The sequence below is a fragment of the Pseudomonas kulmbachensis genome (assembly GCF_963681935.1).
Lineage (GTDB): Bacteria > Pseudomonadota > Gammaproteobacteria > Pseudomonadales > Pseudomonadaceae > Aquipseudomonas > Aquipseudomonas kulmbachensis.
In genome coordinates this window covers 4,821,339-4,845,773 of record NZ_OY817088.1, presented here as the reverse complement: position 1 = coordinate 4,845,773, position 24,435 = coordinate 4,821,339, and the positions used below count along the sequence as shown (strand labels likewise).

The 24,435-nt window shown below is 58.0% G+C and carries 19 protein-coding genes and 2 pseudogenes; 16 read left to right on the top strand and 5 right to left on the bottom strand.

Translation table 11 applies throughout. The features are described from left to right. Complete coding sequence (locus U5A05_RS22220) at nucleotides 1-828, bottom strand: rhodanese-like domain-containing protein (RefSeq protein WP_321834878.1); 828 nt, start codon at nucleotides 826-828, stop codon at nucleotides 1-3. 39 nt (nucleotides 829-867) lie between these two features. Then, nucleotides 868-2,416: pseudogene (locus tag U5A05_RS22215) on the bottom strand (HDOD domain-containing protein). A 166-nt stretch (nucleotides 2,417-2,582) separates the two neighbouring features. Here U5A05_RS22215 and motA point away from each other — a divergent pair. After that, nucleotides 2,583-3,434, top strand: a complete 852-nt coding sequence (motA, locus tag U5A05_RS22210; protein ID WP_261739980.1) for a flagellar motor stator protein MotA — start codon at nucleotides 2,583-2,585, stop codon at nucleotides 3,432-3,434. Between the two features lie 3 nt (nucleotides 3,435-3,437). Next, nucleotides 3,438-4,418, top strand: a complete 981-nt coding sequence (gene motB / locus U5A05_RS22205) for a flagellar motor protein MotB (protein WP_321834875.1) — start codon at nucleotides 3,438-3,440, stop codon at nucleotides 4,416-4,418. Between the two features lie 111 nt (nucleotides 4,419-4,529). Here the strand turns inward: motB and rsgA are convergent, their stop codons facing one another. Then, on the bottom strand, nucleotides 4,530-5,561 hold the full coding sequence (gene rsgA, locus U5A05_RS22200; RefSeq protein ID WP_019826259.1) for a small ribosomal subunit biogenesis GTPase RsgA: 1,032 nt from the start codon (nucleotides 5,559-5,561) through the stop codon (nucleotides 4,530-4,532). A 106-nt stretch (nucleotides 5,562-5,667) separates the two neighbouring features. On the opposite strand from rsgA, the gene orn reads away from it, so the two are divergent. Continuing rightward, nucleotides 5,668-6,210 (top strand): oligoribonuclease, encoded by a 543-nt coding sequence (orn, locus tag U5A05_RS22195; RefSeq protein ID WP_133076648.1) that lies wholly within the window; start codon nucleotides 5,668-5,670, stop codon nucleotides 6,208-6,210. Between the two features lie 180 nt (nucleotides 6,211-6,390). Then, entirely contained in the window at nucleotides 6,391-7,002 is a 612-nt protein-coding gene (locus tag U5A05_RS22190; protein ID WP_016783297.1) for a trimeric intracellular cation channel family protein, read from the top strand. 34 nt (nucleotides 7,003-7,036) lie between these two features. Here the strand turns inward: U5A05_RS22190 and queG are convergent, their stop codons facing one another. Next, a complete protein-coding gene (queG, locus tag U5A05_RS22185; RefSeq protein WP_321834868.1) occupies nucleotides 7,037-8,104 on the bottom strand; it encodes a tRNA epoxyqueuosine(34) reductase QueG in 1,068 nt (355 codons plus the stop codon). Between the two features lie 62 nt (nucleotides 8,105-8,166). Between queG and U5A05_RS22180 the strand changes: the two genes are divergently transcribed. The 11 genes from U5A05_RS22180 to U5A05_RS22130 all read left to right on the top strand — a co-directional run bounded on the left by U5A05_RS22180 (nucleotide 8,167) and on the right by U5A05_RS22130 (nucleotide 20,565). Then, a complete protein-coding gene (locus U5A05_RS22180; protein ID WP_321834867.1) occupies nucleotides 8,167-9,027 on the top strand; it encodes an NAD(P)H-hydrate dehydratase in 861 nt (286 codons plus the stop codon). Next, the gene (gene tsaE / locus U5A05_RS22175) at nucleotides 9,015-9,485 is read left to right on the top strand and encodes a tRNA (adenosine(37)-N6)-threonylcarbamoyltransferase complex ATPase subunit type 1 TsaE (protein ID WP_261739976.1); all 471 of its coding nucleotides are present in this window, start codon (nucleotides 9,015-9,017) and stop codon (nucleotides 9,483-9,485) included. The genes U5A05_RS22180 and tsaE overlap by 13 nt, the downstream gene beginning before the upstream one ends. A gap of 2 nt (nucleotides 9,486-9,487) precedes the next feature. Beyond that, the gene (locus U5A05_RS22170) at nucleotides 9,488-10,912 is read left to right on the top strand and encodes an N-acetylmuramoyl-L-alanine amidase (RefSeq protein WP_261742510.1); all 1,425 of its coding nucleotides are present in this window, start codon (nucleotides 9,488-9,490) and stop codon (nucleotides 10,910-10,912) included. Next, nucleotides 10,909-12,822: a DNA mismatch repair endonuclease MutL gene (gene mutL / locus U5A05_RS22165; protein ID WP_425262890.1), complete on the top strand. Its 1,914-nt coding sequence runs from the start codon at nucleotides 10,909-10,911 to the stop codon at nucleotides 12,820-12,822. Before U5A05_RS22170 ends, mutL begins: the two co-directional genes overlap by 4 nt. Further along, nucleotides 12,822-13,802, top strand: a complete 981-nt coding sequence (gene miaA / locus U5A05_RS22160; RefSeq protein ID WP_321834864.1) for a tRNA (adenosine(37)-N6)-dimethylallyltransferase MiaA — start codon at nucleotides 12,822-12,824, stop codon at nucleotides 13,800-13,802. The genes mutL and miaA overlap by 1 nt, the downstream gene beginning before the upstream one ends. A 90-nt stretch (nucleotides 13,803-13,892) precedes the next feature. Beyond that, the gene (gene hfq / locus U5A05_RS22155) at nucleotides 13,893-14,153 is read left to right on the top strand and encodes an RNA chaperone Hfq (RefSeq protein ID WP_003439025.1); all 261 of its coding nucleotides are present in this window, start codon (nucleotides 13,893-13,895) and stop codon (nucleotides 14,151-14,153) included. Nucleotides 14,154-14,165: 12 nt separating this feature from the next. Beyond that, entirely contained in the window at nucleotides 14,166-15,467 is a 1,302-nt protein-coding gene (hflX, locus tag U5A05_RS22150) for a ribosome rescue GTPase HflX (RefSeq protein ID WP_261739974.1), read from the top strand. A gap of 96 nt (nucleotides 15,468-15,563) precedes the next feature. Further along, nucleotides 15,564-16,742 (top strand): FtsH protease activity modulator HflK, encoded by a 1,179-nt coding sequence (gene hflK, locus U5A05_RS22145; protein ID WP_261739973.1) that lies wholly within the window; start codon nucleotides 15,564-15,566, stop codon nucleotides 16,740-16,742. Beyond that, nucleotides 16,742-17,620, top strand: coding sequence for a protease modulator HflC (hflC, locus tag U5A05_RS22140; RefSeq protein WP_261739972.1), 879 nt, complete (start codon nucleotides 16,742-16,744; stop codon nucleotides 17,618-17,620). The genes hflK and hflC overlap by 1 nt, the downstream gene beginning before the upstream one ends. A 413-nt stretch (nucleotides 17,621-18,033) precedes the next feature. Then, a complete protein-coding gene (locus U5A05_RS22135; protein WP_261739971.1) occupies nucleotides 18,034-19,221 on the top strand; it encodes an ATP phosphoribosyltransferase regulatory subunit in 1,188 nt (395 codons plus the stop codon). A 54-nt stretch (nucleotides 19,222-19,275) separates the two neighbouring features. Beyond that, complete coding sequence (locus tag U5A05_RS22130) at nucleotides 19,276-20,565, top strand: adenylosuccinate synthase (protein WP_261739970.1); 1,290 nt, start codon at nucleotides 19,276-19,278, stop codon at nucleotides 20,563-20,565. A gap of 269 nt (nucleotides 20,566-20,834) precedes the next feature. On the opposite strand, the gene U5A05_RS22125 is transcribed toward U5A05_RS22130, so the two are convergent. After that, on the bottom strand, nucleotides 20,835-22,949 hold the full coding sequence (locus tag U5A05_RS22125) for an FAD-dependent oxidoreductase (RefSeq protein WP_321834861.1): 2,115 nt from the start codon (nucleotides 22,947-22,949) through the stop codon (nucleotides 20,835-20,837). Between the two features lie 757 nt (nucleotides 22,950-23,706). Between U5A05_RS22125 and U5A05_RS24360 the strand changes: the two are divergent. Continuing rightward, nucleotides 23,707-24,417, top strand: a pseudogene (locus U5A05_RS24360) (methyl-accepting chemotaxis protein); the annotation flags it as partial. Nucleotides 24,418-24,435: the final 18 nt, after the last annotated feature.

The following is a 24,435-nucleotide window of genomic DNA, read 5'->3' as shown; positions in this document are numbered from 1 at the left end:
TTAATTTTTTACAGGCAGCTCGACAGGCGTATCGGGATGGTTGCCCCATTCGCCCCAAGAGCCGGCGTAGCCTTTGACGCGCGGATAACCGAGCGATTTGGCGACGAGATAAGTAAAGCCAGAACGGTGGTGAGTCTGGCAGTGGGTAATCACTTCTTTGTCTGGCGTGATGCCCAGATCCTTGAGGATCTGCGCCATGTCAGTGCGAATTCGCAAGCTGCGGGTTTTATCCATGCCAGCGGTCCATTCAAAATTCTTCGCTCCGGGGATATGCCCGCCCTTGGCCGCCAGCACTTTTTCGCCCGTGTATTCGGCTGCGGTGCGCGCATCCCAGATTGCCAGGTCGGCAGCGCCCAAGCGGCTTTGCAGGTACTCGCGGGTCGCGGTAGGCTCGTCGTGCAAGGTCAGTGACACTGTGCCGTTGGCGGCTGGCGGTACGTCCTGGCTGACTGCGTAACCGTCGCCAATCCAGGCGTGTATGCCGCCATCCAGATAGTGATAAGCCTTGTGCCCGATCACATCCAGCAGCCAGATAAACCGCCCGGCCCAACCACCGCCTTCGTCGTCATACACCACGTAGACCGCATTCGGGTTATGCCCCAGTTCACCGAACAGCGTCTCGAGCGCAGCCTGGGACGGCAGCAAGCCGGGTGCCGGTGGCAGTCCCAGTTGTGTGCGCTTGGGATCGACGAAACGAGCCCCCGGAATATGCCCGGCTTCGTAGCGCGCGACGCTGGTCAGGTCGACCAGAATCAGTTCGGGGGCGTCGAGCCGGGCGAGCAGGTCGCTGGGCTCAATCACTAACGGCAAGCCAGAGAAGCCAGGCATGTGAAGCCTCCAGAGCAAAAAAGGGGGGGGATTGTAGCGCTAGCGCCCGCGAGTACTAAAGCTATTCAGGGCTTTCTCGATACATTGGGCGGTTTTGCCAAATGCCTGCACGCTGGTTTCAGAAAGTGGCCCGCCGCCCTGATCCGCGAGGATCAGCATGACTACGCGACCGTTGCTGCTCAGCGAGCGTAGCAGCAGATGCTCGCCAGGGAACAGGCTGCGCAGGCTATAGGGCAAAACAGCGGATATCACGGCGTTGTTCTCGGGCGTCAGGCGTACTTGCGCCGGTTGCGTCATCAAGCGTTGCAGCGCCGTGCTCTCACTGATGTTCAGATTCAGGTCGAGGGCGGTCTTTGCCAGTCCTGCCATCTGGTTGACGCTCAGAGTCGTCGAGGTTTTATCGGGGGTCAGCAACATCATCCGGCGCATGCCGCACGCGAGCAAGGCTTCACGGGCGCAGGTGGTCAGGTGCATCGGGTTAGTAAACGCGCTCGGTTGCTCCAACAGTTCCCCACAATGCTTGCGCCACGCGGTCAGTGCCTCGGCCGATGGCGGTGGTGCAGCCAGCGCGGCGGGGCCGGTACGGCGTGCATCCCACGGCCAGAGCAACGCCTGGGCCGGGTGCCAGAGGTCTGGCAGCGAGTGGTAGCGAGTGGTAGCGTGCGCTGCTCACGGCCTGTTGGTGCGCCTGCTGTTGCACTTCATCCAGCGGCATTTGCAGGTACAGGCTGGTGATAAACTGCCAGCGCAAATTATGCGGTGTGTCCCAGGCCTGCTGGGCCGACAGCGCCAGGCAGTTGGCCAGTAACACGCTGTTGGCGGGATGGTTGAGCCAGCGCCGCAGTGCCGGCTCTGCGTCCAGCTGCTGTTGCTGGCGCAGCGGATGATGAGTGTCGCGTGCAATGTGCAACACCTTGACCAGCGTGAGACGCTCGTTGGTGATTACCGTATGACTATGCGTCACCCAGGCCGGCAGTCGCCACAGCTCGGCCAGCGTGCGGCAGATCTCAAACAGCGGTACACCAAACAGGGCCAGCTCGACTTTTTTGGCGCACTCGCCTTGCTCGATTACCCGTCGTTCCCAGGCTTCAAGCAGTAGCGGGTGGGCAAGCGCCAGGGCCCACAGCGGCGACAGAAACAGCAAGCTGCTCCAATAGATTTCTTGCCAGAGCCGCGCCAGACGATTGCCGAACAGGCCAATGGCTTGCTGTGCCGCGTGCTGGCTGATGAGCTGGATTTGCCGATAGGCCAGCGGGATTTCTTCGATTGCCAGGGCGGGTACGTTTTCGAGCAATGCTTGCGTACGTTTCAGGCCCAGGCGATTGATGGCCACTTCAAGGCTTTCGGCAGGCTCGCTCAGGCTGCTCTGGGCTTGCTGATTAGCCTCGCGAATCAGCCTAAGCGCGAGTGCCGGGCTGTCCTGCATGACCTCGGCAATCTCGCGCAATGAGCGGCGATTGTCGTTGATTGCCTTGTATGCCCGCAGATGGCTGTTCTGCGGAATCGGCAGATCAACAGCGTCCAGGCGTGCGACCCAGGCATCGAGGGTGGTGGGTGTAGATGTCGGTGCGCAGGTTTCGTTGGCCATGGTGGGAACGCGGTCATCATCGATTGTGGACACGCCCGTAATGGGTTGAATGGCTTTTCGGCTTTACCGCCTATAGTCTGGCGCAGATTCGCCGATAAGGAGAAGAAGAGTTTTAGCTTCGCTGGAATATGACCTCGACCCCGACTTACTAAGTACCTTTATATCTATGGCTAAAATTATCGGCATCATTGTTGTGTTCGCGAGTGTGCTCGGCGGATACGTGCTTTCCCACGGCAAGATCGGGGCGCTGATCCAGCCGTTCGAGGTTTTGATCATCGGTGGGGCGGCCTTTGGCGCGTTCCTGCAAGCCAACCCCGGTTACATGACCATGCATGTGATCAAAAAATCACTCGGCATGTTTGGCTCGCGGTTCTCCCACGCTTTTTACCTGGAAGTACTGGGGCTGGTTTACGAGATTCTGAACAAGAGTCGCCGCGAAGGCATGATGGCCATCGAGAGCGATATTGAAGACGCGGCTGCAAGTCCGATCTTCTCCAAATACCCCACGGTACTTAAAGATGAGCGCATGACCGCGTTTATCTGTGATTACCTGCGCATCATGTCGTCGGGCAACATGGCACCCCACGAGCTGGAGGGGCTGTTCGACATGGAACTGTTCAACCTCAAGGAAGAACTGGAGCATCCTTCCCATGCCGTTACCGGGATCGCGGACGGAATGCCCGGCTTCGGTATTGTGGCGGCGGTATTGGGTATTGTCGTGACCATGGCTTCGCTGGGTGAAGGTGATCAGGCGGCAATCGGCATGCACGTTGGTGCGGCCTTGGTGGGGACGTTCTTCGGTATTTTGGCTGCGTACGGTTTCTTCGGGCCTTTGGCGACGTCCTTGGCTCACGACGCCAAGGAAGAACTCAACGTGTACGAGTCGATCAAGGCTTCGCTGGTAGCTTCGGCCTCGGGCATGCCGCCGTCACTGGCAGTCGAATTTGGTCGTAAAGTGCTGTATCCCAAGCATCGACCAAGTTTTTCCGAGCTCGAACAAGTGGTTCGCGGTCGCTGATTTATGGAAAACAACCAACCCATCATCATCAAACGCGTCAAACGCTACGCTTCAGGCCATCACGGTGGTGCCTGGAAAATTGCCTTCGCTGACTTTGCCACGGCAATGATGGCGTTCTTCCTGGTGATGTGGCTGATGACGGCCGCCACTCCAGAGCAAAAAATCGCCATTGGCGGGTATTTCAAAGACCCGATCGGTTTCAGTGAGAGCGGCACGCCGTACATCATTGATTTGGGCGGCACGCCCGCGTTGGCGCCGGAGAACACCCTCAATCCTGAAGAAAAACTGCAGCCGCAGCCCGACAAGATCAAGGTCGATGCGGAGCAGGTTGAGAGCATGGCCGAACAAGTCGAGAAAGAGCGCCTTGAACTGCTGCTTCAGGAGTTGCAGAACAAGGTTGAAGAAAACCCGCAACTGCGCAAATTCAAGGATCAGCTGCTGTTCGAGATCACCCCTGACGGTCTGCGAATTCAAATCACCGACGCGGCAAACCGGCCGATGTTTGATGTTGGCAGTGCGCGGCTCAAGCCGTACTTCGAAGATATCTTGCTGGCCATGGCTGACACCATCAAGGCTGTGCCCAACAAAGTCAGCATCAGCGGCCACACCGATGCCATGCCCTATGCGGGAGGTGGTGATTTTGGCAACTGGGAGTTGTCGGCCAACCGCGCCAATGCGGCCCGGCGTGCCCTGGTGGCGGGCAGCTACCCGGAAACGCAGATTGCCCGGGTAGTGGGTTATGCCTCGTCAGTGTTGTTCGACAAGGCCGACCCCTATAACCCGATCAACCGCCGAATCGATATCGTGGTACTGACCAAAAAGGCCCAGCAAGCGATTGAGGGTGAGCAAGGGGCAGAGTCGGTGAAGCCACAGGATCTGCCCAAAGGCCCGGTCGATCCGATCAAGTTGCCCGCCGATAAACAGCCGATGCCGATGCATGAAGAGCGCCAGAAGCTCAACTTGTTTGACGACAAGGCACCGTAACTTTGTAGCCGCTGCCGCAGGCTGCGATAAGGTCCGAAGGACCTTCGCTCTGAAAAGCGCGACCCCTTCGGGCTCGATCGCAGCCTGCGGCAGCGGCTACATTTATGCGGCTTAGTAACTCGACTCAGGCAAGCTGGCAATGATCGAGCGATAGCTGTTCATGCGTTGCTGCTGCACGCGGCCATCTTCAAGAGCCATCAGCAAAGCACAGCCCGGCTCGCGGTCGTGTTTGCAGTCGCGGAAGCGGCAAGTGCCGATCAAGTCGTTGAACTCGATAAAGCCCGCCTCAACATCGGCGCGGCTTACGTGGCCCAAACCGAACTCGCGAATACCCGGGGAGTCGATCAACTCGCCACCGCCCGGGAAGTGGAACAACCGCGCCGTGGTGGTGGTGTGCGTACCTTGGCCGGAGACTTCCGACAACGGCCCAACCCGCAGGTTGACCTCTGGTAGCAGGCTGTTGACCAGGGACGACTTGCCCACGCCCGACTGGCCCACAAACACGCTGATATGGCCATCCAGTTGCGCTTGCAACTGCTGCATGCCGTCGCCGTGATGGGCTGACACTTCCAGCACCGGATAACCCAGCTGGCGATAAACCCCCAGCAACGCATTGAGCGCCGGTGAGTTTTGGTCGTCGATCAGGTCAGCCTTGTTGAGCAGCAACAGCGGGCGAATCCCGGCGTGCTCGGCGGCCACCAGATAGCGGTCGATCAGGTTGGCGTGCGGCTCGGGCATGGGCGCGAACACAATCACGATCATATCGACGTTGGCGGCGACCGGCTTGAGTTGGCCACGGCTGTCAGGACGGCACAGCTCGGTTTTACGCGGCAACTGGGCGACGATAACGCCGATGCCCTGATTGCCTGCGCGCCATACAACCGTGTCACCGGTGACCAGTGCGGGCAGGTTTGCACGCAGATGGCAACGGAACATCTGGCCTTTGAGCTCGCCTTCCTGGGCTTCGACTTCGACCTGCACACCAAAGTGCGCGATCACCAGACCGAGTTGCTCGGGGCCTAAATCACCGCCTTCAAGCGCTTCGACGGCACTGGATTCGCGTTTGGCGGCGCGGGCAGCGCGCTCGCCCTGGATCTTTTCGATGCGCCAATTCTGACGACGATTGAGCTGGCGTTTGGCCATGGGTGTTCCGTGTTGATAAAACGATAAGGAAGGTAAAACGCTGGCGAGTTTAGCACGAGGGCCGCATGCCTAAGCTAAACTGCGCGACTAAGCACTGGAGGCCATTATGCAAAACGCGCAGAACCTGATCTGGATCGACCTGGAAATGACCGGTCTGGACCCTGACAACGACGTCATTATTGAAATGGCCACCATCGTCACCGACAGCAACCTCAACACCTTGGCTGAAGGCCCTGTGATTGCCATCCACCACAGTGATGAAGTGTTGGCCCGCATGGACGAGTGGAACACCCGCACCCACGGCGGCAGCGGCCTGACCCAACGGGTCAAGGACAGCACCACGACCATGGCTGAAGCCGAAGCGCAGACCATCGCGTTTCTGGAACAATGGGTACCAAAAGGCAAATCGCCGATCTGCGGCAACAGTATCTGCCAGGATCGCCGCTTCCTGTACACCCACATGAAAGCCCTCGAAAGCTACTTCCACTATCGCAACCTGGACGTCTCGACGCTTAAAGAGCTGGTAGCTCGCTGGGCCCCGGAAGTGCGCGACAGCCTGGTAAAAAAGGGCACGCATCTGGCGCTGGATGACATCCGCGAATCGATTGCCGAGTTGCAGCACTACCGCAAGCACTTCATCAAGTTCTAATCAGTGCTCTGTAGCCGCTGCCGCAGGCCGCGATGGAGCGCGTAGCGGCCCTGCTGTTGAAGGTCCTTCGGCCCTTATCGCAGCCTTCGGCAGCTGCTGCAGAAGCAGACTCCCGGCTGCCCCCTTTTGGTGCCCGCACCAACTGAGTAGACTGCGCGCCTTATTGCAAGGATCGCCGCCATGTTGTTGATGCTCTATTTAGTTGCCATTACTGCTGAAGCCATGACTGGCGCGCTGTCTGCCGGGCGTCGGGGCATGGACTGGTTCGGGGTGGTGCTGATTGCCTGCGTCACCGCGTTAGGCGGCGGCTCGGTGCGCGACGTGCTGCTGGGGCATTACCCGCTGACCTGGGTGAAACACCCGGAATATCTGGTGTTGACCACTTTCGCCGCACTGGTGACGATCTTTATCGCGCCATTGATGCGCCATTTGCGCTCGCTGTTTTTGGTCCTCGATGCGTTGGGACTGGTGGCGTTTACCTTGATTGGCTGCATGACCGCCCTGGAAATGGGCCAGGGCATGCTGGTGGCTTCGGTGAGCGGGGTGATTACCGGGGTTTTTGGTGGCATCTTGCGTGACATCTTCTGCAACGACATTCCGTTGATCTTCCGCCGCGAGCTGTATGCCAGCGTGTCGTTTGCAGCGGCCTGGTGTTTCTTGCTGTGTACTTATATGGAAATGCCCAATGAGCAGGCGATTTTCGTCACGCTGTTCGGTGGGTTATTGCTGCGCTTGCTGGCGATTCGCTTTAACTGGGAAATGCCCAAGTTCGTTTATAACGATGAGCATTAAGCTGCAGGCACGAACCTGGGGGAGTGGCGGTGTGTCAGGCACGTTGGGCGTGCTGTTCAAGCGCCCACTCCACATGCTCTTGTACCAGCTCTGACGGGTAGTCACGCCGAGCCTTCAGCGCTTCCAGTACCGGGATCGTTGAAGGCGCATTGCCCAACCCTACCGCCAAATTACGCAACCAGCGCTCATACCCCGCCCGACGTAGCGGTGAACCCTCGGTGCGGCTCAAAAACGTGTCTTCATCCCACATAAACAGTTCGGCCAACCCTGCGTTGTCCAGGTTATGCCGGGGCTTGAAGTCGCCTTCAGCCGTGGTACGGGCAAAACGGTTCCACGGGCACACGATCTGGCAGTCATCACAGCCAAACACCCGATTGCCGATCATTGAGCGTAGTTCTTCGGGGATCGCGGTTTTCAGCTCGATGGTCAGGTACGAAATGCATTTGCGTGCATCCAGCACATAGGGCCCGACAAAGGCATTGGTGGGGCAAATATCCAGGCAAGCGGTGCAGCGCCCGCAGTGTTCGGTCTCGTGGGGTGGGTCGACCGGCAGCGGCAAGTCGACAAATAACTCGCTCAAGAAGAAGTAACTGCCCGCCTTGCGGTTGAGCACCAGGGTGTTTTTGCCGATCCAGCCCAAACCAGCTTGTTGGGCGATGGCTTTTTCCAGCACCGGGGCGCTGTCGACAAAGGCGCGGAAGCCAAACGGGCCAATATCCGCCTGAATGCGGTCGGCCAATTGCTGTACGCGCTTGCGGATCAGCTTGTGGTAGTCGCGGCCCAAGGCGTAGCGCGACACGTAGGCCTTTTCGGGTTGGGCCAGTAATTGCGCCATATGGGTGTCGCCGGGCAGGTAGTCCATGCGCAGGGAAACCACGCGCAATGTGCCGGGTACCAGCTCGTCAGGGTGTGAGCGCTTGCTGCCGTGGGCGGCCATGTAGTCCATGTCGCCGTGATAGCCCGCATCGAGCCAGCGTTGCAGATGGTGTTCGTGTTCTCCCAGGTCGAGGCCAGCAATGGCGACTTGTTGAAAGCCCAACTCACGACCCCATTCCTTGATGGACTGAGCGAGAGCGGGGAGATCGGCAGTAATAGCAGGCATGAGGCAAGAGAAACCGGAGCTGAGATGCGTATAATTCTGCCAGACATCGGAGCTCGACACGCATGCCCCAGACCAAACACCTGTCAGTTGGACCCAAAGCCCTTCGCGCAGATAACCTGCCACGGCTGCCTGCACGTGCTCCAAGTGCCCATAAAGGCCAGTTCGGGCATGTGCTGCTGGTGGGCGGCGACCGTGGGTTTGGCGGCTCGATTGCCTTGAGCGCACACGCAGCATTGCGCTGTGGCGCAGGGCTGGTATCGCTGGCTACGCGCCCCGAGCACGTGGCCGCAGCCTTGGTCCGCGTGCCTGAGGTGATGACCCTGGGGGTCTCGTCGGCCAATCAGTTGATGGGCGTTTTGGCGCAGGCCTCGGTGGTTGTAGTCGGGCCGGGGTTGGGCCAAGGGCCTTGGGGGCGTAGTCTGTTGTCGGCTGCTGCGCAGGCAAAAATGCCTCAGGTGTGGGATGCCGATGCACTGAATCTGCTGTCCAACTCAGGTATTGAGCTGGCGCCCGGTTCGGTGATCACCCCGCATCCTGGTGAAGCTGCGCGTTTATTGGGTATCAGTACCGAACAAGTACAGGCTGATCGCCCGGCAGCGGCTCGCGCCCTGGTTAAAAAGTATTCAGTTGTGTGCGTCCTTAAAGGTGCAGGCAGTCTGGTAGCAGGGCTGGCTGGCGAGTTGGCCATTTGTAATGACGGTCACCCGGCGATGGCCACGGCCGGTTTGGGTGATGTGCTGGCAGGCGTGATTGGCGCGCTGCTGGCTCAGGGCATGAACGCTTTTGATGCGGCGTGCCTGGCGGTGTGGCTGCATGCCCGCGCCGGAGAACAACAAGGACAATTGGGCCGTGGGCTGGCGGCCAGTGATTTGATTCCAGCCATTCGACAGTTGTTGGAGGAACACGCACCGTGCACGAAATAACACTGCAACTGGCCGATGAAGAGGCAATGAGCGCATTTGGCGCGCGACTGGCGACGGTTACTCAAGGACACGGCCTGATCTTTCTGGACGGCGACCTGGGCATGGGCAAGACGACCTTGTCCCGCGGCCTGATTCGCGGCCTTGGTCATACCGGTTCGGTTAAAAGCCCGACCTTTACCCTGGTTGAGCCTTACGAAATTGGCGATATTCGCGTTTTTCACTTTGACCTGTATCGCCTGGTCGACCCTGAAGAGCTGGAGTACATGGGGATTCGCGACTATTTCGACGAAGACGCCCTATGCTTGATCGAGTGGCCCGATAAAGGTGCAGGCTTTTTGCCAAAGCCCGACCTGACCATTACCATTAGCCCGCACAACACCGGGCGTTTTCTGAAACTGACGCCCCAAGGTTCACGTGGCGAGTCTTGGTGTGCCGCATTGGCACCGGAATACAAATAATGATGGGGTTTGGTATGCGCTTTCGCGCGTTAGTAAGTGTGGTGGGTGTGTTGCTCAGTGTCATGGCGGTCAATGCTGTGGCGGCAACACAGGTCAAAAGCGTGCGGTTGTGGCGGGCGCCGGACAACACACGACTGGTATTTGATCTTACTGGCCCAGTGCAACACAGCGTATTTACCCTGACGGCGCCTGATCGTCTGGTGATTGATATCAATGGCGCGACCCTGGCCGGGCCGTTGAATGTAGCGACGGCCAACACACCGATTACCAGCATGCGCTCGGCGCAACGAACCCCAACAGATTTGCGCGTGGTGATCGACCTGAAAAAGGCCGTCACTCCCAAGAGCTTCGTTCTGGCGCCCAATGCACAGTACGGCAATCGTTTGGTGGTCGACCTGTATGACCAAGGTGCCGACCTCACACCAAGCTTGCCTGCCACCAACGTGGCGACGGTGCCTGTGGTGCCGGTCACTCCGGCTCAACCTGACGTGAAACTGCCGCCGATTCCGAGTGGCAAGCGCAGTGTCGTGGTTGTGATTGACGCCGGTCACGGTGGTGAAGATCCGGGTGCTTCGGGCTCGGCAGGGCAGCGCGAGAAAGACGTGGTGCTGGCGATTGCCAAAGAGCTGCAGCGCCAGATCAACGGCATGAAAGGCTTCCGGGCTGAGCTGACGCGCACGGGCGACTACTTTATTCCGCTGCGTGGCCGTACCGAAATCGCCCGCAAGAAGGGCGCCGACCTGTTTGTGTCGATTCACGCTGACGCCGCACCGTCCAAGGCAGCCTTTGGTGCTTCTGTGTTTGCCTTGTCTGAACGTGGCGCGACTTCCGAGACCGCCCGTTGGCTGGCAGACAGCGAAAACCGTTCTGACTTGATCGGTGGTGCGGGTAACGTGAGTCTCGATGACAAGGACCGCATGCTGGCAGGCGTATTGCTCGACCTGTCGATGACGGCTTCGCTGACTTCGAGCCTGAACGTGGGGCAAAAAGTCCTGAGCAACATCGGTCGGGTGACACCGTTGCACAAGCAGCGCGTGGAGCAGGCCGGGTTTATGGTGCTCAAGTCGCCGGATATCCCTTCGATCCTCGTCGAAACCGGGTTTATCTCCAATAGCAATGAAGCCTCCAAGCTGGCGTCGAGCAGTCACCAGCAAGCGTTGGCCCGTTCGATCAGCAGCGGCGTGCGCCAGTTCTTCCAGCAAAACCCACCACCGGGCACTTATATCGCCTGGCTGCGTGATACCGGCAAAATTGCCCAAGGCGCCCGCGAACACACGGTTCGCCCTGGCGAAACTCTGGCGATGATTGCTGTGCGTTATCAGGTGGGCGTGGCGACACTGCGCTCGAGCAACGGTTTAAAAACCGATGAGTTGAAAATCGGCCAGAACCTGAATATTCCGGCCACCGCCCTGGCGGCTCAACAATGAGTGACGCGGTATTGAACAGCAGCGCACGGATTGAGCTGCTCAGCCCGCGCCTGGCTAACCAGATTGCCGCGGGCGAGGTGGTTGAGCGCCCGGCATCGGTGATTAAAGAGTTGCTGGAAAACAGTCTGGACTCCGGCGCCAAGCGTATCGACGTGGACGTCGAGCAGGCCGGGATCAAGCTGCTGCGGGTGCGTGACGATGGCAGCGGTATTTCCAGCGACGACTTGCCGTTGGCGCTGGCGCGTCACGCCACCAGCAAGATTCGTGACCTCGAAGACCTTGAACGGGTGATGAGCCTGGGCTTTCGCGGTGAGGCGCTGGCTTCCATCAGCTCCGTTGCTCGTTTGACCCTGACTTCGCGTACCCGTGGCGCCGATCAGGCGTGGCAGGTTGAGACCGAAGGGCGCGATATGGCACCGCGGGTTCAACCGGCTGCACATCCGGTGGGTACCTCGGTTGAAGTGCGCGACCTGTTTTTCAATACTCCGGCGCGGCGTAAATTTCTTAAAACCGAAAAAACCGAGTTCGATCACCTGCAAGAAGTGATCAAGCGTCTGGCGCTGGCGCGGTTTGATGTGGCGTTCAATCTGCGCCACAACGGCAAGACTATCCTCAATCTGCATGAGGCTCACGACGATACTGCCCGCGCCCGGCGTGTGGCAGCGGTGTGCGGCTCGGCGTTTCTGGAGCAGGCGCTGCCAATCGAGATTGAGCGCAATGGCCTGCATCTGTGGGGTTGGGTCGGCTTGCCGACCTTCTCGCGCAGCCAGGCCGACTTGCAGTATTTCTATGTAAATGGCCGTGCGGTGCGCGACAAACTGGTGGCCCATGCGGTGCGCCAGGCGTATCGCGATGTGCTGTTCAACGGTCGGCATCCGACCTTTGTACTGTTTTTTGAAGTCGACCCTTCAGTGGTTGACGTCAACGTGCACCCGACCAAACACGAAGTGCGCTTCCGTGACGGGCGCATGGTGCATGACTTCCTGTACGGCACTTTGCACCGTGCCTTGGGCGATGTGCGCCCGGAAGATCAGTTGGCTGCACCTGCGCCCGTACCGGGGGCTGATCGGCCAACGGGTCTGGATGCCGGTGAGTTTGGCCCACAAGGTGAAATGCGCTTGGCGGCCAACGTACTGGAGCAGCCGCAATCTGCGCCGACCCAGCATGTAGCGGGTTCGGGGGCCGGGGCAGGTTATCAATATCAGTACCGCCCTCAGTCTTCCGCGCCTTCGGTTCCTGTCGAAGAAGCACGCAATGCCTATCGTGAATTCTTTGCGCCATTGCCCGAGGCCGGCGCTGCGCCGTTGCCGGACGGGCAGGGCGATATCCCGCCGCTGGGCTTTGCCTTGGCGCAGCTCAAAGGGATTTATATCCTCGCTGAAAACGCTCAAGGGCTGGTGCTGGTGGATATGCACGCGGCCCACGAACGGATCATGTACGAGCGCCTGAAAATCGCCATGGCCAGCGAAGGTCTGAGCGGGCAGCCGCTGCTGGTGCCGGAATCGATTGCGGTCAGTCAGCGTGAAGCCGATTGCGCCGAAGAGCACGCCGAGTGGTTCCAGCGCCTGGGCTTTGAGCTACAACGCCTGGGCCCGGAAACCCTCGCCATCCGCCAGATTCCGGCGTTGCTCAAGCAGGCTGAAGCGCAGCGTCTGGTACATGACGTACTGGCCGACTTGATGGAATACGGCACCAGTGACCGGATTCAGGCTCACCTCAACGAGTTGCTCGGCACCATGGCTTGCCACGGTGCAATCCGCGCCAATCGTCGTTTGGCGATTGCGGAAATGAACGGCTTGTTGCGTGACATGGAAAACACCGAGCGCAGTGGTCAGTGCAATCATGGTCGTCCCACCTGGACCCAAATGGGCCTGGACGACTTGGACAAACTCTTTTTGCGCGGTCGCTGATGACAGGTTCCAACGCTTTACCCCCGGCCATATTTTTGATGGGGCCGACTGCTGCCGGTAAAACCGACCTGGCGATCGAGCTGAGCAAGGTACTGCCATGCGAGCTGATCAGTGTCGATTCGGCGCTGGTCTACCGCGGCATGGACATCGGTACGGCCAAGCCCTCGAAAGAGATTCTGGCCGCACATCCTCACCAACTGATCGATATTCTCGACCCGGCGCAAAGCTATTCGGCGGCTGACTTTCGCCGCGACGCGCTCAAGGCCATGGCCGAAATCACCGCGCGGGGCAATATTCCGTTGCTGGTGGGCGGCACCATGCTCTATTACAAGGCCCTGATTGATGGCCTGGCAGATATGCCTCCAGCTGACGCTGAAGTGCGGGCGCAGCTCGAAGAAGAGGCCCAGCGCCTTGGCTGGCGAGCCCTGCACGACCAGCTGGCGGCCATCGACCCCGAGTCTGCGGCGCGGATCCATCCCAATGATCCGCAGCGTCTGACGCGAGCTTTGGAGGTTTATCGGGTCAGTGGGATGAGCGTGACGGAGCATCGGCAAAAACAATCTGAGCAAACGACTAAAGCAGCGGCTTCTGGGCACAGCCAATTGCCCTATACTGTCGCGCATCTGGCCATCGCTCCGGCGAATCGTCAGGTGCTGCATGAACGAATTGCACAAAGATTCGGGCAGATGCTGGAACAGGGGTTCATTGACGAGGTCATAAGCCTGCGCCGTAGAAGTGACCTGCATTCAGGGTTGCCGTCTATACGTGCTGTAGGCTATCGCCAAGTCTGGGATTACCTGGACGGCAAGCTGACAGCGGCCGAGATGCAGGAGCGCGGCATCATTGCTACGCGCCAATTGGCCAAGCGTCAGTTCACCTGGTTGCGTAGTTGGGACAACCTGCATTGGTTGGACAGTCTGGACTGCGACAATCTGCCACGAGCCTTGAAATACCTGGAATCGGTCTCCATATTGAGCTGAGTCTTGGCAAATGCCGTCTATCCTATGGATGTGGCGACAGCGGTCATCTAATTTTTGTTTCTATTTTTTATCCTTACAGGAGTGCGGCATATGTCAAAAGGGCATTCGCTACAAGACCCTTACTTGAATACTTTGCGTAAAGAGAAGGTTGGCGTTTCCATCTATCTGGTCAACGGGATCAAGCTGCAGGGGACCATCGAGTCTTTCGACCAGTTCGTGATTCTGCTGAAAAACACCGTCAGCCAAATGGTTTACAAGCACGCTATCTCGACAGTCGTACCAGTACGTCCGATTCGTCTGCCAAGCGCAGCTGAATCTGAACTGGCAGACGCTGAACCAGGTAACGCTTGATAGGAGTCTGCTTTGTTCTTTGAGCGCCACGGTGGTGGTGAGCGGGCAATCCTCGTTCACTTGGAAGGACAGGACCCTGAGGCGCGCGAAGATCCGCAGGAGTTCCAGGAGTTAGCTGTATCGGCCGGCGCCGAGACCGTCGCGTTTTTTAACGTGCCGCGTCATCGGCCATCGGCCAAGTACCTGATTGGCAGTGGCAAGGTCGAGGAGTTGCGCGACCTGGTCAAGGCCGAAAAGGTCGACATCGTGATTTTTAATCACGTGCTCACGCCCAGTCAGGAGCGAAACCTCGAACGTGTTTTCGAGTGTCGCGTACTTGATCGTACCGGGCTGATTCTCGATATCTTCGCTCAACGCGCCCGTACCCATGAAGGCAAGTTGCAGGTCGAACTGGCCCAGCTTGACCACATGAGCACGCGTCTTGTGCGTGGCTGGACTCACCTTGAGCGTCAAGGTGGCGGCATTGGTATGCGCGGGCCGGGTGAAACCCAGCTCGAAACCGACCGCCGTCTGTTGCGCGTGCGCATCAGCCAGATCAAATCCCGTCTGAAAAAAGTCCGCAGTCAACGCGAGCAGTCCCGTAGAGGGCGCCAACGCGCCGATATTCCTACAGTGTCGCTGGTGGGCTATACCAACGCCGGTAAATCCACGCTGTTCAACAAGGTCACCGGTTCTGACGTATTCGCCGCTGACCAGTTGTTCGCCACGCTCGACCCGACCTTGCGCCGTCTGGATCTGGACGACCTGGGGCCGATTGTACTGGCCGATACCGTGGGCTTTATTCGTCACCTTCCGCACAAGCTTGTTGAGGCTTTCCGGTCTACGCTCGAAGAGTCGAGCAATTCCGATTTGCTGCTGCACGTAATCGATGCGCACGAACCTGAGCGCATGGCGCAGATCGAGCAGGTGATGGTGGTTCTGGGCGAAATTGGTGCACAGGACTTGCCGATCCTCGAGGTCTACAACAAAATCGATTTGCTTGAAGGTGTCGAGCCGCAGATCCAGCGTGATGCCGACGGCAAGCCGCAGCGGGTCTGGTTATCGGCCCGTGACGGTCAAGGGCTGGAGTTGCTTGAGCAGGCCATCGCCGAGTTGCTGGGCAATGATTTGTTTGTTGGCACCTTGCGCTTGCCGCAACGTTTTGCTCGACTGCGTGCACAGTTCTTCGAACTGGGGGTTGTGCAGAAAGAAGAACATGACGACGAGGGCTCCAGTTTGCTGGACGTACGCCTGCCGCGATCCGAGCTCAATCGCTTGGTCAGCCGCGAAGGGATGCAGCCGCTGGAATTCATCGAAGAACACACTTTGCAATAAAAGCCTCGCAAAGCGGTCGTGCCGCTGTGATAGGCATTCTGTAGCATTGGTCGGCGCGCCGTGGGCGCGTCTTTGCTTTATCAGATGGAGAGCGCTATGGCTTGGAATGAGCCGGGTGGCAACTCGAATAATCAAGATCCTTGGGGTGGCAAACGCCCTAATAATGGCGACCGCAAGGGACCACCAGATCTCGACGAGGCCTTCCGAAAGCTGCAGGAAAGCCTGAATGGGTTGTTCGGTGGTGGAAAAAAACGTGGTGGCAGTAGCGACGGTGGATCGAACGGCGGTAAAGGTGCTGGTTATGGCCTGCTGGGGATCGGCCTGGTCGTACTGGCTGCCGCTTGGCTGTACAGCGCGGTCTATGTAGTCGATGAGCAGGAGCAAGCCGTGGTGCTGCGCCTGGGCAAGTACTACGACACCGTTGGGCCGGGTCTGAACATCTACTTCCCTCCGTTCGATAAAAAGTACCTGGAGAACGTGACGCGTGAGCGTGCGTACACCAAGCAGGGCCAGATGCTCACTGAAGACGAGAACATCGTCGAAGTGCCGTTGACCGTGCAGTACAAGATCAGCAACCTGCGCGACTTCGTGCTTAATGTCGATCAGCCGGAAGTCAGCTTGCAGCAGGCCACCGACAGCGCCTTGCGTCACGTAGTGGGTTCCACTGCGATGGATCAGGTTCTGACCGAAGGCCGCGAACAAATGGCTGTAGATATCAAAGAGCGTCTTCAGCGCTTCCTCGATACCTACAAGACCGGTATCACCGTGACTCAGGTGAACGTGCAGAGCGCAGCGGCACCGCGTGAAGTGCAAGAAGCCTTTGATGACGTGATCCGTGCCCGTGAAGACGAGCAGCGTGCCCGCAACCAGGCTGAAAGCTACGCCAACGGCGTAGTGCCGGAAGCGCGTGGTCAGGCTCAGCGCATCATCGAGAACGCCAATGGCTATCGCGATGAAGTGATCTCTCGTGCCAAGGGTGAGGCAGATCGCTTTACCAAACTGGTAGCCGAGTATCGCAAGGCTCCGGACGTCACGCGTGACCGTCTGTATCTGGACACCATGCAGGAAGTCTTCAGCAACACCAGCAAAGTACTCGTGACCGGTAACAAGAACGGCCAGAGCAACCTGTTGTACTTGCCGTTGGACAAAATGATCGAAGGCCGTAATGGCAGCACCCCGGCAACGGGTTCAGCCGCCGCGGCGGGCAATAAGGATTCGGTATCCCATGCCAATCCGGACCTGCCGACACCACCGCGTACCCGGGAGAGTCGCTGATGAGCAATAAATCGCTGATCGCCCTTATTGTTGCCGTTGTCGTGGCGATTGTTGCCTGGAACAGCTTCTACATCGTCTCGCAAACCGAGCGCGCCGTTATGTTGCGCTTCGGCCGCGTGGTTCAGGCCGATGTTCAGCCTGGCCTGCATGTGAAGATTCCTTACGTTAACCAGGTGCGCAAGTTTGACGCTCGCCTGATGACGCTGGATGCTCCGACGCAGCGTTTCCTGACGCTGGAAAAGAAAGCGGTAATGGTTGATGCCTTCGCCAAGTGGCGCGTAAAAGATGCCGAGCGCTTCTACACTGCGACCTCGGGTCTGAAGCAGATTGCTGACGAGCGCTTGTCGCGTCGTCTGGAATCGGGCCTGCGTGACCAGTTCGGCAAGCGCACGCTGCATGAGGTTGTGTCCGGTGAGCGCGATGCGCTGATGGCTGATCTGACGGCATCGTTGAACAAAATGGCCGAAAAAGAGCTGGGCATCGAAGTGGTTGATGTTCGGGTCAAGGCCATCGACCTGCCTAAAGAAGTAAACCGCAGCGTGTTCGAGCGCATGAGCAGTGAGCGTGAGCGTGAAGCTCGTGAGCACCGCGCCAAGGGTAACGAGCTGGCAGAAGGCATTCGTGCTGACGCCGATCGTCAAGCCCGTGTGCTGTTGGCTGAGGCGTATCGTCAGTCCGAAGAAGCTCGCGGTGATGGTGATGCCCAGGCTTCCGCGATCTATTCCAAGGCTTATGGCCAGGATCAGGAGTTCTACAAGTTCTATCGCAGCCTGCGCGCATACCGCGAAAGCTTTGCGAACAAGAGCGACGTTCTGGTACTGGATCCAAGCAGTGATTTCTTCCGCTACCTGGAAAAATCCAAGCCTTCGCAGCAGTAAAAGCGCTTCAAGCCAGTGGGAGCTGGCTTGCCAGCGATGCAGCCAACTCGATCTGTCTGACAAATCGAGTCGATGCCATCGCCAGCAAGCCGCTCCCACACTGTTTTCAGAGGGTATTGCATGCTCATCAGAGGGCATGTATTCACTCCGCCGGGCGGGCAAATTGCCTGGCGGGGTGATCCTTTTAGAAAACGAGTGTATGATGCGGCAGCCGGGAAATTCCCGGCTTTTTTGCGTCTGTATGTTTGATTGACCGAATGGCTGTTACAGCATCGGCAGATTTTTCGAGGAATGTGCTGTGTAAGCCTGTCGCTTGGGCTTTTTTGCTGTGCGCGCTCAAGACGCAGCCACGTTCTGCTTTACTCAAGGCTCGCCTGCTTGGCTGGCCGCCCGGATCATAGGGGAATGGCGTAATGGCAACGGTAGACCGCTGGCTCTTGCCAGATGGCATCGAAGAAGTACTTCCACCTGAGGCTGCCCGCATTGAAGTGGCGCGCCGTCAGGTGTTGGATCTGTTCCAGAGCTGGGGCTATGAGTTCGTCGTCACCCCGCATATCGAATACCTGGAGTCCCTGCTGACAGGGGCTGGCCAGGATCTCGATTTGCGTACCTTCAAGGTTATTGACCCGCAAACGGGTCGCCAGATGGGTTTTCGTGCCGACATCACGCCGCAAGTGGCGCGCATCGATGCGCATACCCTGCGTCGCGAAGGCCCGAGTCGTCTGTGCTACGCCGGCAGCGTGCTGCATGCTCAGCCGCGTGGTTTGTCATCCTCGCGTAGCCCGATCCAGCTGGGCGCCGAGTTGTATGGCGATGCCAGCCCGAGCAGCGATGTTGAAGTGATCAGCCTGATGCTGTCCATGCTGCAACTGGCCGACGTGCCGGATGTGCACATGGACCTTGGGCATGTTGGTATTTACCGCGGTCTGGCCCGTGCGGCCAACCTGTCGGTTGAAGTGGAACAACAATTGTTCGACGCCCTGCAACGCAAGGCGATCGACGAAGTAACGGCCTTGACCGAAGGTTTGCCGGCTGATTTGGCAGGCATGCTGCAGGCATTGGTTAGTTTGTGTGGCGGCCGCGAGGTGCTGGTTGCTGCGCGTGAGCGTCTGGCCAAGGCTCCGGCCCCGGTTGTGGCTGCTCTGGACGACTTGCTGGCGATTGCCGAGCGGTTGTCTGTGCGTTTCCCGCAGTTGCCGTTGTATTTTGACCTGGGTGAGTTACGTGGTTATCACTACCACACAGGTGTGGTGTTTGCGGTCTTTGTACCGGGCGTTGGGGACTCCATCGCCCAGGGCGGTCGTTATGACGATATCGGTGCTGTTTTCGGACGTGCCCGTCCGGCTACCGGTTTCTCGACCGATTTGAAAACCCTGGTGACCCTGGGGCGTGCTGAAGTCGAGCTACCGTCTGGCGGTATCTGGATGCCTGACAGCACAGATGCGGCACTCTGGCAGCAGGTTTGCCAGCTTCGCAGTGAAGGTCAGCGTGTGGTTCAGGCGTTGCCTGGGCAACAGCAGGCTGGCGCCCAAGAGGCAGACTGCGACCGCCAATTGATTCAGCAGAACGGCTTGTGGCAAGTAGTGCCACTGGTTTCTTGAGTTTTCCTGCCGGCGGCTGCCGGCACCAAGTTTGCGCGAATGAGGACAAGTGTTATGGGTAAGAATGTCGTAGTCCTGGGCACCCAATGGGGTGATGAGGGCAAAGGCAAGATCGTTGATCTGCTGACCGAACATGCTGCCGCTGTAGTGCGTTACCAAGGTGGCCACAACGCTGGCCACACACTGGTAATCGACGGCGAAAAAACCGTATTGCACCTGATTCCGTCGGGCGTGTTGCGCGAAGGCGTGCAATGCCTGATCGGCAACGGTGTCGTGGTTGCTCCCGACGCCCTGCTGCGTGAAATCATCAAGCTGGAAGAGAAAGGCGTACCGGTGCGCGAGCGCCTGCGTATCAGCCCGTCCTGCCCGCTGATCCTGTCGTTCCACGTGGCGCTGGACCAGGCCCGTGAAAAGGCCCGTGGCGAGCTGAAGATCGGTACTACCGGTCGCGGCATCGGCCCGGCTTACGAAGACAAGGTTGCCCGTCGTGGCCTGCGTGTTGGCGATCTGCTGAATATGCCGCGCTTTGAAGCCAAGCTGCGTGAACTGGTGGATTACCACAACTTCATGCTGGTCGGTTACTACAAAGAGCCAGCCATCGACTTCGACAAGACCCTGGCCGAGTGCAAGGAATACGCCGAGCTGCTCAAGCCGCTGATGCTGGACGTGACTGCCGAGCTGCACGACCTGCGTCGCGCCGGCAAAGACATCATGTTCGAAGGCGCTCAGGGTTCGTTGCTGGACATCGACCACGGTACATATCCGTACGTGACCAGCTCCAACACCACTGCTGGCGGCGTTGCTACTGGTTCGGGCGTTGGCCCGATGTTCCTGGACTACATCCTGGGCATCACCAAGGCATACACCACACGTGTAGGTTCGGGCCCGTTCCCGACTGAGCTGTTCGACGACGTTGGCGCTCACCTGGCCAAGCAAGGTCACGAGTTCGGTGCTACTACCGGCCGTGCTCGTCGTTGCGGCTGGTTCGACGCCGTTATCCTGCGTCGTGCTATCGATGTGAACAGCATCTCGGGCATTTGCCTGACCAAGCTGGACGTACTCGACGGTCTGGAAACCATCAACATCTGCGTAGGCTACACCGACGCAAATGGTGTTGAAATTGCACCGACCGATGCTGACAGCTACGTAGGCCTGCAGCCTGTGTACGAAGAAGTGCCGGGCTGGACTGAATCGACCGTGGGCGCCAAAACCCTGGAAGAGCTGCCAGCTAACGCTCGCGCTTACATCAAGCGTGTAGAAGAGCTGATCGGCGCGCCGATCGATATCATCTCGACTGGCCCGGATCGCAACGAGACCATCGTTCTGCGTCACCCGTTCGCTTAAGTCGCAGCTGATGTAAAGCAAAAGGCCCTTCGGGGCCTTTTGTTGTTTCAGGCATGCTGCGCTGCTTTTTTATAAACATCACAAGCCACTACAAAATCTTCACGTATTGAACGTTTGAATACTGGAAAAGACTCGCGTACATGGCTATCGGATTATGCAGGCTCAAGAGCCTCCTGCGATATACGCCCTGTTGAGTTGAGCGTTGAGGGGGTGTTTATATTAAACCTGCAAGAGCAACAGTCAGTCCTGAAACCGGGCGATACCAATAATCAAGAGTTGCGCGAGTTGTAATACATTCCTGAAACTGCAGGACCTTTTGCCTGGATGATTTCCTGGACTAAAGAGGCCCACACTAATCCCTGTGTTGTACCCCCGGCATAAGTACCGCCGGCTACTATTTGGTTGTGTGCGGACCAGTGAACTATTGACAGTCCATCTGAAGTGCCGGGCCGGGCACAATCAGTAATGTGCAAGTCACCACGTTCTATCGCCCTTTGGTAGGACTTCGGGAAGTGCCGAGAAACAGCGGCCAGACACGCCGCGAGTATCTGTTTCTTATCCTCCGGCGTTGAGTCGGGTGGAACCTGCCCGCCAGAGACAAGAATGTGGTCGCCGTCCAAGCGGCAATTCATGACGCCGATTGGCAGATCGTACTGCAGCTTGAGCCCGCGCATTTGTGCACCTTCATTCTCGACAGCGCGCAGTTTGAAAAACCAGCCAATGATCGCTCTTACTTCTGGTTCCTCTACTCCCATGGCAGTGACGACGAAGTGTTCTCTACTCAGCTCGGCAATTTGAATCCGACTCAGATGCCGGGGCAGGAACTGAACCCCGGAGCGCTGTAAAAGCGCCTCTAACCCATCCATTACATGGAGAAACTCCAGGTCGTAGCCAGATACCTCAATAGCCCGCCCGATTTCGGGGATTCCATAACGTGCCTGGAAATGCAGTTGACTGATTTCTACGGGCTCGCTTCCCGGCTTGCCACTGGGCCAAGGCCTGCTTTCGATATCGCGCTGCTCGAGGATAGCGGCCTCTACGCCATCGGCATCTGCCATATAGGCTCGTATAACCCGTGCTTGGGCGAATGGTGCCAACGATGGGTTGTCGGCCAGGAGCTTTTCAAACAGCTCTATGCCTGCGCGATTGCACTCAACGGCCAAATACTGATTTGCGGGGAGTAGGTAGTCGTTATGTAGCGGCTTTGCAGTCGTCTCCGTTGCTGATAGATGGCGCATGTTCACATTCTTGTGACTGGCGCCATCGCTCTCCTGAGCTCTGCCGTAGACAGTGACCTGATAATTCGCCAGGCGGCACATCACCGCCTGGAGCAGGCCATTGATCCCTCTGCCGATGATCGACACGCGGGGTGCCCCGGCATCTACCGGCTCAGAGGGGATCGTCAATGGCTGTGCAAGTTTGCGCCTGACAAGGCCACGCAAGGCCATCAAGCTCAGATGAACTGAGACGGCATAGTCCAGGTCGCAATTGCAGGCTTCGGTTGTTGCCGCCTGTGTAGTCAGCGTCGCAGGTTTGCGCCACATGGAGGCGCAGTAGCCGAGCGCTTGTGTGCGCAGACAAAATGCATCCAGTGTCATAGGCCCGTAGTCCAGGATCAGTTGGATGCCTTCAGCCTCTGCCAGGGTCTGCAAAGCATCATCGCTAAAGACATCCGGTTTGGCGACACAGACCAGGCGGGCCTGTCTGTGCATACGCCGAATGAGTGTCTGATCAATGCAGTGAACGGATTCATTATTCAGCGATACGCATACGGCGACAGCACGGGCGCCCTCCAGTGCTTCGAGCCAGTCCGAGACAAAGGACACTCTGCTATCGGAAAAGGCTTTCCCGGTATCGTCCGGCGTTTGAGCGTATCGACTCAGCACCTTGATCCGAACATTTGGATCTCGATCAAGTAGCAATTCAACAAGCTCTTTGCCGACATTGCCGTATCCCAACACTGAAATATCATGGGGTATGGCCCCGTCGGCCAGTGTCAGCCAGTGCGCAATATAGGCAGCGACATGCGGTGCGTTAACCCCTGGCGTATTGATCACTCGAATGTGGTTGGATTCGCACAGGTCCAGCCGCACTTTATCCAGACTCGTACCTCTGCGAATCAGGAAGAGGTCCCCGAACGGGTGGGATATGCGCCATTGGTTGATAACGTCTGCATCGATGACCTGGTCTCCTGCAACGATAGTTGATGGGCGCAGGAGTCCGATTTGTATAAGCAGAGTTTGTTTGGTTAATGTCGGGGGGAGAAACACGACATTGCTGGGTGCATCAGCTTTCCAGTATCTCGATACAGGTGCGATATGTAAGATATTTTCGGTTGTGGCAATGAGTGATGCGGCGACTGGCGGAACGGAAGAGTGCGTCATGGCCTTGGCTCCAGCAATTTTGACCTGCGAATGCCCTGCAGAGAAGAACTCAATAAAGTTGGGGTGTTACGGATATATGTTTAAACCTTGTTTGATAGAAGTTGCCTTGCCTTAACGATTTCCCACTCTTCAATTGGATTTCGATCGGGTTGTAATGGTGCCCGAGGTTTGCCAAGTAGTTAGGGGAGTCTTGATCTTCTTAATATTTGAATCCTTTCATTTATTTTGGCTTATAACTGCACCACCTAAATGGTTTCGACAACGCTATCAGGAACTGGCAATCAGATATGTAGGACGCTTCCCTAATTTCTGAATCGCTCTGTTTTTGGGTGGCGCAATCGCGGAGTAGGGCGAAACCAGCGATACGGCACGAGCCTTGCTGTGAAAACCGTCAATAAGCGTGCCATCAAAATAATGGCACCCAAGTGGAGGGTTTTCTGTGTCTGCCGTTCTCTCACTGTTACAAAGCCGTCTACTGCGGCCAGTATTCGTTACCCTTGGTATCGCTCTTTTGGTGCAAGTGCTGGTGGCTGTTGCACTGACACGAAGCACGGTGACGGCATTAGAGTCTGATCTGGACACGCGCCTGGGGGTCGACAGCCAAAAGCTGACGGCTGAACTGGAGCAGGCCGGGCGTGAAGTCAAAGGCAGTCTGGACGGGCTCTCCGCCAGTACCCGTCAGCGGCTGACGGCGGGCCTGGCGCCGCGCTTGAAAGAAGAGCAGGTGCAGGTGCGAGCGGCTCTGGAGAGAAGCTTGATGGATTCGGCCAACGACATGGCGCAACTATTGGCCGCCGTGGCACCGCGGGCCATGTGGGACAGTGATGTCCCGACACTATCCGAATTCGCACGCCGCGCTCAGCGCAATCCCAATGTGTTGTTCGTGGTGTATGACGACGCCGCTGGTCAGCACCTGACGCGTTACTTGAATCGCGATAATCCCATCAACAAGGCCCTGCTGGAGAAAGGGCAGGGTGAGCGTGCCCTGGATAAAGTACTGGATGCTGCTCGGCACGACCCTTCGGTGTATTACCTCGAAGCCTCCATTAGCCCAAATGGCGTTGAGATTGGCAAAGTGCTGATGGGTGTCTCAACGGCGTCGATCGAACAAGACCTGGTGGCCCTGGATCAGCGATTCAACGGGTTGATCGCCAGCAGTGATCAGTTGGTCGGTGCAAGCCTGCAAGGCGCGGCCAGTGATAGCGCGGGGGTTTTGCGCACTCGCCTGGAGTCCGCGCAGGCTGCGGCGGCACAGATGCAAGTCAACACCGCGCAGACCGTGCGCGAGGCGGCTGACACCTTGCGCTGGCGTATTGGCCTGGGGTTGGCGATTGTTGGTCTGGGGGTGTTGCTGTTGCTGGCCGTGGTGCTGGGGCGGCGTGTGGTCAACAAATTGTTACTGCTGATCGCCGCGCTGGATGATCTGGCGGCAGGCGAGGGCGATCTGACCAAGCGCGTGGGTCTTAACAGCAAGGATGAAATCGGT